At 69.5% G+C, this 10,563-nt stretch carries 10 protein-coding genes; 8 read left to right on the top strand and 2 right to left on the bottom strand.

Annotated features, from left to right (window positions below):
- On the top strand, positions 1–496 hold a 496-nt coding region (locus H0487_RS07015), incomplete at its 5' end, for a cytochrome P450 (RefSeq protein ID WP_183093515.1).
- On the opposite strand, the gene H0487_RS07010 is transcribed toward H0487_RS07015, so the two are convergent.
- Positions 478–1,878 carry an APC family permease gene (locus H0487_RS07010; protein WP_183093514.1) on the bottom strand — a complete coding sequence of 467 codons (1,401 nt, stop codon included), beginning with the start codon at positions 1,876–1,878 and terminating at the stop codon, positions 478–480. The genes H0487_RS07015 and H0487_RS07010 overlap by 19 nt on opposite strands.
- A gap of 99 nt (positions 1,879–1,977) precedes the next feature.
- Here H0487_RS07010 and H0487_RS07005 point away from each other — a divergent pair, with 99 nt between their 5' ends.
- Genes H0487_RS07005 through H0487_RS06995 form a run of 3 tightly spaced genes read left to right on the top strand, consistent with a single transcriptional unit; the run spans position 1,978 to position 4,071 of the window.
- Positions 1,978–2,745, top strand: coding sequence for an SDR family NAD(P)-dependent oxidoreductase (locus H0487_RS07005; protein WP_183093513.1), 768 nt, complete (start codon positions 1,978–1,980; stop codon positions 2,743–2,745).
- 56 nt (positions 2,746–2,801) lie between these two features.
- On the top strand, positions 2,802–3,869 hold the full coding sequence (locus H0487_RS07000) for an NAD(P)H-dependent amine dehydrogenase family protein (RefSeq protein ID WP_183093512.1): 1,068 nt from the start codon (positions 2,802–2,804) through the stop codon (positions 3,867–3,869).
- Between the two features lie 25 nt (positions 3,870–3,894).
- Positions 3,895–4,071, top strand: coding sequence for a hypothetical protein (locus H0487_RS06995; RefSeq protein WP_183093511.1), 177 nt, complete (start codon positions 3,895–3,897; stop codon positions 4,069–4,071).
- Between the two features lie 112 nt (positions 4,072–4,183).
- On the opposite strand, the gene H0487_RS06990 is transcribed toward H0487_RS06995, so the two are convergent.
- Entirely contained in the window at positions 4,184–4,666 is a 483-nt protein-coding gene (locus H0487_RS06990) for a nuclear transport factor 2 family protein (protein ID WP_183093510.1), read from the bottom strand.
- Positions 4,667–4,711: 45 nt separating this feature from the next.
- Here H0487_RS06990 and H0487_RS06985 point away from each other — a divergent pair, with 45 nt between their 5' ends.
- From H0487_RS06985 to H0487_RS06970, 4 genes are all read left to right on the top strand, one after another.
- Positions 4,712–6,034: an alpha/beta hydrolase domain-containing protein gene (locus H0487_RS06985; protein WP_183093509.1), complete on the top strand. Its 1,323-nt coding sequence runs from the start codon at positions 4,712–4,714 to the stop codon at positions 6,032–6,034.
- A gap of 39 nt (positions 6,035–6,073) precedes the next feature.
- A complete protein-coding gene (locus tag H0487_RS06980; RefSeq protein WP_220793156.1) occupies positions 6,074–7,138 on the top strand; it encodes an NAD-dependent epimerase/dehydratase family protein in 1,065 nt (354 codons plus the stop codon).
- 175 nt (positions 7,139–7,313) lie between these two features.
- Positions 7,314–10,022 (top strand): DUF6923 family protein, encoded by a 2,709-nt coding sequence (locus H0487_RS06975; protein WP_183093508.1) that lies wholly within the window; start codon positions 7,314–7,316, stop codon positions 10,020–10,022.
- A gap of 117 nt (positions 10,023–10,139) precedes the next feature.
- Entirely contained in the window at positions 10,140–10,547 is a 408-nt protein-coding gene (locus H0487_RS06970) for a hypothetical protein (protein WP_183093507.1), read from the top strand.
- The last annotated feature ends 16 nt before the right edge of the window (positions 10,548–10,563 follow it).

Genomic DNA, 10,563 nt, shown 5'->3' with positions numbered 1-10,563 from the left:
GGTCGCGCTGCTCCGCAACCCGGAGCAGCGCGACCTGCTGGCCGCCGACCTCTCCTTGGTCCCCCAGGCCGTCGAGGAGCTCCTCCGGTACGACGCCCCGGTGCCGCACGCGACCTTCCGCTACGCCGTCCGCGACGTCGTCATCGCCGGAACGCTGGTGCCGGCGGGGGTCCAGGTGATCGTCAACCTCGCCGCTGCCGGCCGCGACCCGGCGCGGGTGGCCGAGCCCGACCGGCTCGACATCACCCGTGCGAGCGCCGACCACCTGGCCTTCGGCCACGGCATCCACCACTGCCTGGGCGCCCGCCTGGCGCGGCTGGAGACCCGCATCGCGTTCGCCGCGCTGCTCCGGCGATTCCCACGGATGGAGCTCGCCGGCCCGGCCGAGGAGCTGCGCTGGGACCACGGCGACGGCGTGGTGCTGCGAGGGTTGTCGGCGCTGCCCGTGCACCTGGACGGGCAGCGCCGGAGCGCTGATCAGGCGGCTGTCGTCTGATCCCTGCGTCGGTTCAGGAAGTGCTCGACGACGAACAGCACCATGCCGACCGCAACCAGTCCTGCGCACCAGATCACCGAGGTCGGGTCGTCGATCACGACGTAGCCGAGCAGGACCACGTTGCCGACCAGGCCGACGGACAGCAGCCACCGCGGGGCGTGGAACGTCTGGTCGCTCTCGTCCCTCCCGGTGAGCCGCATCGCAGCCGCGATGACCAGCCCGTAGATGAACAGCAGCAGCACGACGGTGACCGTCGCGAGGCGGGAGATGAGGTCCAGCCCACCGCCCAGCTCCACCACGATCGTGCCGACGACGAGGAGCGTGGCGACCACGAGGGCCGAGAACACCAGCCCGACCCAGGGGCTGCGCCGCGTCGGGTGCAGCTTGGCGAACACGCCGGGGACGACGTCCTCGTTCGCCATCCCGTAGAGGATCCGCGGCTGCGTCACGACCGCCACCAGGGTCGTGTTGGTGATCGCGATGCACGCGATGATCGCGAACAGGGTCGTCATGAAGCCGAGGGGCAGCGGGATGACGTCCGCCTCGACGACCTCGAGCAGCGCTGCCGGGGAGTTCGCCAGCTGGTTGGTCCCGACCACGAGGGATGCCGCCATCGCCACCAGCACGTAGAGGACGCCTGCGGCGAGCATGCCGCCGATGAGGGCGCGGGGGAACGCGCGGTGCGGGTCCACCGTCTCCTCCGCGACGTTGGCGACGTTCTCGAACCCCGTCATCGCGAAGAAGGCGAGAGCAACGCCGGCGACGATCGCGAAGATCGGCGTCGTGGACGTCTCGAACGACGTCAGTCGCCCGAAGTCGGCACCGCCCTCGGCCACGTGCCACACGCCGATGAGGAGCACGATCGCGAGCCCGGCGATCTCGACGAAGGTCATGATCATGTTGACGACCACCGACTCGGTGATGCCGATGAAGTTGACGACCGTCAGGAGGAGCACGAACAGCAGGGCCACCAGCAGGGCCGGCGGCACCGCCCACAGCTCGAGGAAGTAGCTCGCGAAGCCCACCGACAGCGACCCGGCTGCGGCGAAGCTCGCCGAGAGGAAGCACACCGTGATCAGGAAGGCCAGCGCTCGGTTGTCGAAGGCCTTGTGGACGTAGAGCGCAGCCCCGGCCGCCTTCGGGTACTTGGTCGCCAGCTCGGCGTACGCCAGGCCGGTGATCGCGGCGATGGCGACGCCCACGGCGAACGCGATCCAGAAGGCGCCGCCGACCTCGCCCGCCACGGAGCCGATCAGCACGTAGATGCCGGAGCCGAGGACGTCCCCGAGAACGTAGAAGAAGAGCAGCCGCCCGGTGATGCTCCGGGTGAGGGTCGGCCCGTCGGGAGCGGCGGTCTTCGGCGGGTGCGCGACGTCGGTCATCGGGTGGTCCTCTCGGTGATGGTGAGACCTCGGTGCCCGGTGCGCGCAGAAATATGATCTGACAACGAGGATGATCAGATCTTGTGGGAGGGTGTCCGCATGTCTGCAGACGTCCTCGACATGTTCCGCCTCGACGGCAAGGTCGCGATCGTCACCGGGGCCTCGAGCGGCCTCGGGGTCGCCTTCGCCCGGGCCTTCGCCGAGGCCGGTGCCGACGTCGCGCTCGGTGCGCGCCGGGTCGACCGGCTCGCCGACACCGCGGCCCTGGTGGAGGCCGCCGGCCGCCGCGCGCTGAGCGTTGCGACCGACGTCGCCGACCCCGCGTCCTGCCAGAACCTGGTCGACCAGGCGATGGCGACGTTCGGCCGGGTCGACGTCCTGGTCAACAACGCCGGGATCGGTACGGCGGTGCCCGCCACCCGCGAGACCGTCGAGCAGTTCAGCCAGGTGATCGACGTCAACCTCAACGGTTGCTACTGGATGGCCCAGGCGTGCGGTCGGGTGATGCAGCCGGGCTCGAGCATCATCAACATCTCCTCCGTCCTCGGCATCACCACCGCCGGTCTCCCGCAGGCCGCCTACGCGGCGTCCAAGGCCGGGCTCAACGGCCTGACCCGGGACCTGGCGAACCAGTGGACCGGTCGCAAGGGCATCCGGGTCAACTCGATCGCGCCGGGCTTCTTCGAGTCCGAGATGACCGACCAGTACCCGCCGGGCTACCTCGAGGCGCAGCAGGGCCGCATCCCGACGGGCCGCAAGGGCGACCCGCGCGAGCTGGCGGCGACGGCCGTCTTCCTCGCCGGCCCTGGAGCCGGCTACATCACCGGCCAGACCCTCGCGGTCGACGGCGGGATGACGATCGCCTGACCCTGAGCGGGTCGGGTACCTGGCGCGACACTAGAACCTGTTCTAGCCTGCGGCGGGTGAACAACCAAGCGTCGTACCGCGTCATCCAGTGGGCCACCGGCGGCGTCGGTCGCGCCGCGATCGAGGGCGTGCTGGCGCATCCCCAGCTCGAGCTGGTCGGCTGCTGGGTCCACTCCGCCGACAAGGCCGGCAAGGACGTCGGGGAGCTGATCGGAGGCGAGCCGGTCGGTGTCGTGGCCACCGACGACAAGGACGCGATCCTCGCGCTCGACGCGGACTGCGTCCTCTACGCGCCCCTGCTGCCCGACCCGGCCGAGGTCGAGCTGCTCCTGCGCTCCGGCAAGAACGTGGTCACGCCGGTCGGCTGGTTCTACCCGGTCCCCGGGGAGGACCGGCTCGCCGCAGCGGCCCGCGAGTCTGGCGTCACCCTCCACGGCACCGGCATCGACCCCGGCGGCATCACCGAGCTGGTGCCGCTCGTGCTCTCCTCGCTGACGGCGCAGGTCGAGCACGTGCGGGCAGAGGAGTTCTCCGACATCCGCACCTACAACGCCCCCGACGTCGTCCGCCACATCATGCTGTTCGGCGGCACGCCGGAGGCAGCGATGAGCGGACCGATGATCGGCCTGCTCACCGGCGGATTCACCCAGTGCCTCCGGATGCTGCTCGACGGCCTCGGCTTCCCGGCCGACGCCGAGATCCGCACCGACCAGGCGGTCGCCGTCGCCACCCAGCCGCTCGACACCCCGATCGGCGTCATCGAGCCCGGTCAGGTCGCGGCCCAGCGCTTCGCGTGGGAGGCCGTCGTGGGCGGCGAGGTCGTCGCGCGACTCGCGGTCAACTGGCTGATGGGGGAGGAGCACCTCGACCCCGCGTGGGAGTTCGGGCCCGAGGGCGAGCGCTACGAGATCGAGATCACCGGCGACCCGAGCACCTTCACCACGATCCGCGGCTTCCAGCCGCCGACGCCGGAGGAGGGCTGGATCCGCAACCCGGGGATCGTCGCCACGGCCAACCACGTCGTCAACTCGGTGCCCTACGTGTGCGACGCCGAGCCGGGTCACCTCAGCTACCTCGACCTACCGCTGATCTCCGGGCGGGCGCACCCCCGGTTCGCCCGGTAGATTCTCGCGGACGACACCTTCGGCGGTGCGCGTCGTCCTCGAGGCGCTCCTCGACCGGGCCGGCGCCTTCGAGGTCACCGGCCCGGTCGAGCGGGTCCGCGCCAACGAGCACACCGGCATCCGTCACCTGCCGGTGCGGCTGGAAGCGCGCTCACGCCAGACCGTGGTCAGCGGTTGCGCAGGCTCGGCAGCACGAACTTGAAGAGCAGCGCGATCAGGACGATGAGCAGCAGGATGAACAAGATGGTCTTCATAACGCCTCCCGGGGTTCGATGTCCAGGAGAGGTGCCCGCAGGACCTCGTCCCCATACCTCTCAGTGCTGGAGCGAGGGGTCCCAGCGGTTGGCGATCAGCTTGAAGCTGGGGGTGTCCTCGAGCGAGGTCAGCGCCTCGTAGATCCGCTCGTAGCGGGTCGACGCGATCCGCCACTGGCCGTCGGAGTCCTTGCGGTAGGTGTCCTGGTAGTAGCCGCCGCCGCGGATCGTCACCTTGAAGTCGGGGACGATGACAGTGTCCTCGAAGCCCCACGAGCCGGTCGCGGTGTCGCCGTCGACCTGGATCTCGGGGTGGTTGGCGATGTGGATCGTGATGATTCCGGTCCCGAGGTTCTCCGACATGTACGACACCACGTCGGCGCGGGTGTCGAAGTGGAGCGGCTTGTCCATGGCCTGGGTGCCGTAGCGCGCGACCACGTCCTCGGCGAGGCAGTCGCCGAAGTCGTCCCACTGCTTGAGGTCGAGGGTGCGGAAGTAGCGGTACTTCAGCTGGCGGATTGCTTCGATCGCGACGAGGTCCATGGACGCACTCTAGAACGTGTTCTCGTTTTGGAGGAGACTTCTCGCATGTCCTTCACCCTGCTGCCCCCGGGTGACCCGCTCCTCGCGGCGGTGCTGCCCGGGCCGGACCTCGCTGCGGCGGGCTACCGGCAGGAGGAGTACGTCGCGAGCGGCACGGCCGCACGGTTCGAGCGCACCGGAGCAGGCGACGTCGTACCGATCGAGGAGGCGGCGTACGCGACCCGGGTGCTGGTGCGCGCGCCGGGCGACCCGACCCGGTGCAGCGGGGTCGTCGTCGTGGAGTGGCTCAACGTCAGCAGCGGCAGCGACGCGGCGCCGGACTACACCTACCTCGCCGAGGAGATCGTGCGCCGCGGCCACGGATGGGTCGGTGTCTCAGCGCAGCAGGTCGGAGTGAGCGGTGGCCAGCCGTCGGTCGGCGGCGCTCCGACGCCGGGCCTGCGCGGCATCGTCCCGGAGCGCTACGGCGCCCTCGTCCATCCGGGTGACGGCTACAGCTATGACCTGTTCAGCCGGATCGCCGCGGGGCTCACCGAGCCGGGCGGGCCGTTGGTCGACCACGGCATCACCCGTCGGATCGCCGTCGGGGAGTCGCAGTCGGCGTTCGCGATGACCACCTACGTCAACGCCTTCGCGGCGACGGCCGGTGTGTTCCACGCGTTCCTCATCCACAGCCGGGGCCGCTACGAGCTGGGTCTCGGGCAGGCGGGGGAGCCGGCCGACCTCCTGGCCGCGCGCTCCGGTCCGGCCGTGCCGATCCGCGAGGACCTGACCACGCCGGTCCTCCTCGTCCAGACCGAGACCGACGTGGCCTCGCCGCGGTTCCGATCCGTCGACGCCCGGCAGTCCGACGGGCCGATGCTCCGGCTCTGGGAGGTCGCGGGCGCCTCGCACGCCGACGTCTGGCAGATCGGCGACTTCGAGTCGCTGCTCGGCTGTCCGGACCCCGTCAACCGGGGGCAGCAGGCCTACGTGCTGCGGGCCGGGCTCCGCGCGCTCGAGACCTGGGTCGACGACGCGACCGCGCCGCCGGTCGCCGACCGGCTGTCCGTGGTCGGCGAGGACTACGAGACCGACGAGGTCGGCAACGTGCGCGGTGGCGTCCGCACCCCGTGCGTGGACGCTCCGACGCAGGTCCTCTCCGGGATCGCCTCGCCCGAGGCGCCGTTCCTCTGCAGCCTGTTCGGCTCGACCCGCGACCTCCCGCCGGAGGCGGTGGCTGGTCGCTACGACTCGGTCGAGGACTACCTCACGGCGTACGTCGCCGCGACCGACCGCGCGATCAGCGCCGGGTTCCTCCTCGTCGAGGACCGGGACGCGGTGCTCGCCGAGGCGCGACCCGGCGTCGTCGCCGCCGCCCTCGGCTGAGCCAGCCGCCCGCGGTCCGGGAGCCCTATGCTCCGGGGCATGACGACGATCGACCCCAGCAAGCCGGTCCTCGTGACCGGGGCGACCGGCTACGTGGCGAGCTGGATCGTGCGCTACCTGCTCGAGGACGGCCGCACGGTCCGCGGCACGGTGCGCGACCCCGGGAAGAGCTCGGGCCTGGAGCACCTCCACGCGCTGGGCGAGGCGCACCCCGGTCGGCTCACGCTGTACAAGGCCGACCTCCTCGACACCGGGAGCTATGACGAGGCGATGGCCGACTGCGAGCTGGTCATCCACACCGCGTCGCCGTTCCTGCTCGGCAAGGTGCGCGACCCGCAGCGTCAGCTGGTCACGCCGGCGCTGGACGGCACGCGCAACGTCCTGGCGAGCGTCGACGCGACGGAGTCGGTCAAGCGCGTCGTGCTGACGAGCAGCGTCGTGGCGATCCACGGCGACAATGTCGACATGAAGGGCCGCGGTGCCTTCACCGAGGCGGACTGGAACACCACCAGCAGCGTCGACCACCAGCCCTACCCCTACTCCAAGACCGTCGCGGAGCGCGCAGCCTGGGAGATCTGCAAGGCGCAGGACCGCTGGGACATGGTGACCATCCACCCGGGCCTGGTCCTCGGCCCGTCGCTGACGACCGCCAGCAAGTCGGGGTCGATGGCGACGATGAAGGCGTTCACCGACTACACGCTGGCCGGCGGAGCGCCGGACCTCGCGATGGGCATGGTCGACGTCCGCGACGTCGCTCGCGCCCACATCACCGCCGGGTTCACGCCCGACGCGCACGGTCGCTACATCACCAATGCGCGCACGATCACGATGCTGGAGATCGGCAAGATCCTGCGCAAGCGCTTCGGCCGGACCTACCCGTTCCCCTACACGAAGGTGCCGAAGGCCGCGTTCAAGCTGGTGGCTCCGGCGGCCGGCTACAGCCGCGAGTTCGTCGAGAAGAACGTCGGCTGGCCGCTCGAGTTCGACAACTCCCGGAGCGTTGCCGAACTCGGTATCGACTACCGCGCAGCCGAGGACACGATCGGTGACCACTTCCAGCAGATGGTCGACGACGGGATCGCCCGCCGGATGCCCCTCAAGTGAGGCCTAACCGGCATCCCGGGAAAAAATTCTGAAAAAAGTTTCCGAAGTGGCGTAAGGATCGGGGCTCGATTCACGTCTGTGGGTCGTGAAGTCGAGTTCTGCGCGCCCTGGCGACCCCTTCCTCCACGGGTCTCCGCGTCCTGCCACGCCTACCGAGCGGCTGTTCCGTGGGCTGATGGCGGTGCTCATGCTGACCCTCGTGCTCGTCAGCGTGACCTCGACGGTCGCTCCAGTGGAGCGGGCCGAGGCCTACGAGGTCGGCACCGGCGCCGTCACGATCGCCGGTGGCACGGCGACGCAGACGCTGCCGTCAGGGCTCGTCGTCACCCAGAACGCGACCGGCCAGACTCGGGTCAACGTAGCGTCGACCATCGGAAGTCGCGGCTACGTGAGCAGCGACTTCACTCCGGGCTTGCCGTCCAGCACGCCCGCGGTGGAGTACCGCATGGACAGCCCCGACTGCGCGTCGACCGGCCCGTGCTCGGGCTTGGGCACCATCACGATCAACTTCAGCCAGCCGGTGCTCGACCCGGTTCTCAACCTGGCCGGCATCGGTGGGAACTCGCTGCTCTACGCCGCCGACAACGTGACGGTCATCGAGGCCTCGCAGCTCCACGTCGTCCTGAACCTGGCAACGGGCGGCCTGTCTCTGACGGACCTCAGTGGCGGCAACCTCCGGGTCGCGGGGAGCTCGATCACTGCCGATAACGACAGCACTTCTACCCGGTGCGACACTGCCACCCAGGGAGGACAGATACCCACTGCGGGAGCGACAGCAGCCTGCGGTTCCGTGCGCGTCAACGGCGTCGTGAGCTCACTGACCTTCAACCTCAGTGCCGTCTACACACAGACCACGGGCTCCGTTCCGCCGCACAACGACAACCTGACCGGCGACAACTTCCTGATCGCGGTGACAGTGCCGCAGGACTACGGCGACGCGCCGTCGTCCTACGACGCGGGCAACGCCGCGCGCGCCGTGCTGTCCGACGTGACGCTCGGGTCGGGGGTTACCGAGGACAACTCGACCGTCGCCAACGGCGCCACCTCGCCCAACGCCGGCACCTCGGCGACGACGGACGGACAGGACTCCGGGGTCAGCCTGGGTCCTCTCTCGAGCTCGATGTCGACGTACTCGACCACCGTAGCGATCTCGGGCGCGAGCAAGGCAGGGACGGTCTGCGGATGGATCGACCTCAACCGCAACGGCACCTTTGAGGCAGGTGAGCGTGCATGCGCGACCTTTGGGGGAGGGGCGACCTCGGCCACCCTGACCTGGGCGACCCTCCCTGGCCTGGTAGCGGGCGACTCCTACGCTCGGTTCCGAATCGGTTACGACGCGACCGCGACCCAGTTGCCGACGGGGCCCTCGAGCGCGGGGGAGGTCGAGGACTACCCACTGATGATCACCTCGGGGTTGCCGGTCTGGGGGTGCGGTGCCAACGCGGATGGTCTTCTCTTCCAGTACGCATCGGCCACGAGCACTACCACCTCGGTCTTCGGTGTCGACATGGTCACCGGAGACTCCAGTTCGCTTCCCGCCATAGCTGGCCGCCAGGTCAACGCCGTCGGATACAACGTCTTGGACGACTACGTCTACGGCTGGGACTTCCAGCAGGACCGAATCGTGCGGATCGGCAGCAACGGTCAAGCCGAGAACGTCGGCCTACCGGCCGGCCTGCCGGCTACGGGCAACTTCCTCGCGGGAGACGTCGACGACGCGGGGTTCTACTGGCTGGCGTTGGACAACGGCACCTCTGTTTCCTGGTACAAGGTCGACCTGACGACTCCAGTGCCGACACTCGTCGCCTCGGGAACCCTCAGCAACACGATCGGTGGGGTCGCCTACGAGTTCACCTTCGACTGGGCGTTCGTCGAGGGCAGGCTCTATCGCGTCATGCGGCGCGACACGGCGACCCCCCTGACGAGCCCTGCCGTCCTGGTCAGCTTCGACACCACCACGCTCACTCAGATGGTGGTGAAGAACTTCGGCGATCTCGACGGGGCTTCCTCAGGCAACTACTACGGCGCCTTGTATGCCGATGGTGACGGTTTCCTCTACGCCTCGAACAACACCACCGGCACGATCTACCGGATCGATGTTGCGAGTGGGTCCGCTGCGACCGCGACGGTCTTCGCGGCGGGACCGGCGTCGACGAACAATGACGGTGCTCGATGTGCGGACTCGATCATCGCCACCGACTACGGTGACGCGCCCGACACCTATCGGACTCTCCTGGGCAGCGGCGGTCCTCGCCACACGTTGGGCGGTTATGACGGCACGACCGGCACCGCGTCGCTCATGATCGGCGATGCGGTCGACAGGGAGGTCGATGGCGCAGCCACCGTGGGTGCCAACGGGGATGACGTCACCGGCGCGGACGACGAGAGTGCTGGTCCCTACACGATCGCGGCAGGTGGACCCACGGCGGCCGCGATCAACGTCCCGGTCACCAACAACCTCGGCATCCCCGCGACCCTCTACGCCTGGATCGACGCCAACAACAACGGCGTCTTCGACCCGTCGGAGTTCGCGTCGACAACGGTCGCCGCTGGTGCCTCGTCGGCGACGATCGCCTGGACAGGCTTGCCCGCCGCGTTGGTGACGGGGTCCGCGCCTTACATCCGGCTCCGACTCACCACCGACGTGCTGACCGACAGTGCGCTGACGGCCTACGACGACCGCGCGACGGGGCCGGCACAGGACGGCGAGGTCGAGGACCTGCGGGCGAGCATCACCCAGGCGACATCGTCGATCAGCCTGACCAAGACGCCCAACCGGACCTCCCTGGTGGCCGGTCAGGTGGTGACGTACACGTTCGTCGCGACCAACACGGGCAGGGAGAAGAAGGTCGACTGCACCCCCCGGGTGGTCCGCGGAAGTTGACGAAAATTCTTCACCGAACCGCGTAAGAATCCCCCCTTCCCACACGTCCATCAGACAGGGAAAAGCAGCCGAGCGGGTCACCGCGATGGTTGTCGGCACAAGGGAGGGGAGCACGCCATGCAGACGGGGACACGGCGCGAGACACGCATCGACACGGGGAACGGCGGACTGCGCCCGCAACGACGACTGCACGTGGTCGGTACGGCGGGAGAAGCGGACGTCATCCAGCTGGGCCGGCAACGGTCCGACGTCCTACCGCCCTCGGTCGTCGAGGTGCTCGCTCGCTGCCTCGCGCGATGGGAGGACGAAGAGGCGTCGGGACCGCACGTGGTGATCGCGCTCGGGGAGGGCGCACGCTGCTTCGGTCCCTACCCCTCCCGTGCCCAGGCCCTGGTCGCCGCCGCGGCCGAGACGGCGGAGTGGAAGCGCGAGTTCCCCGATGCCGACGTGTGCTTCGAGGTGGCCCCGTTGCTCGAGAGCAGCGAGATCGCGCCGGCCGACGGTGCCGGGCTCGTCGCGCACTGACGGAACAGGCCCGTCC

The organism is Nocardioides stalactiti (genome assembly GCF_014180715.1).
Classification (GTDB): Bacteria; Actinomycetota; Actinomycetes; order Propionibacteriales; family Nocardioidaceae; genus Nocardioides; species Nocardioides stalactiti.
The sequence above is the reverse complement of the archived record's forward strand: the minus strand, read 5'-3'. Positions and strand labels throughout refer to the sequence as shown.

Coding starts and splice junctions, on each gene's coding strand:
- H0487_RS07010 (WP_183093514.1), bottom strand. CDS start 1,878: ATGACCGACGTCGCGCACCCGCCGAAGACCGCCGCTCCCGACGGGCCG.
- H0487_RS06975 (WP_183093508.1), top strand. CDS start 7,314: ATGGCGGTGCTCATGCTGACCCTCGTGCTCGTCAGCGTGACCTCGACG.
- H0487_RS06970 (WP_183093507.1), top strand. CDS start 10,140: ATGCAGACGGGGACACGGCGCGAGACACGCATCGACACGGGGAACGGC.
- H0487_RS06980 (WP_220793156.1), top strand. CDS start 6,074: ATGACGACGATCGACCCCAGCAAGCCGGTCCTCGTGACCGGGGCGACC.
- H0487_RS06990 (WP_183093510.1), bottom strand. CDS start 4,666: ATGGACCTCGTCGCGATCGAAGCAATCCGCCAGCTGAAGTACCGCTAC.
- H0487_RS07005 (WP_183093513.1), top strand. CDS start 1,978: ATGTCTGCAGACGTCCTCGACATGTTCCGCCTCGACGGCAAGGTCGCG.
- H0487_RS06985 (WP_183093509.1), top strand. CDS start 4,712: ATGTCCTTCACCCTGCTGCCCCCGGGTGACCCGCTCCTCGCGGCGGTG.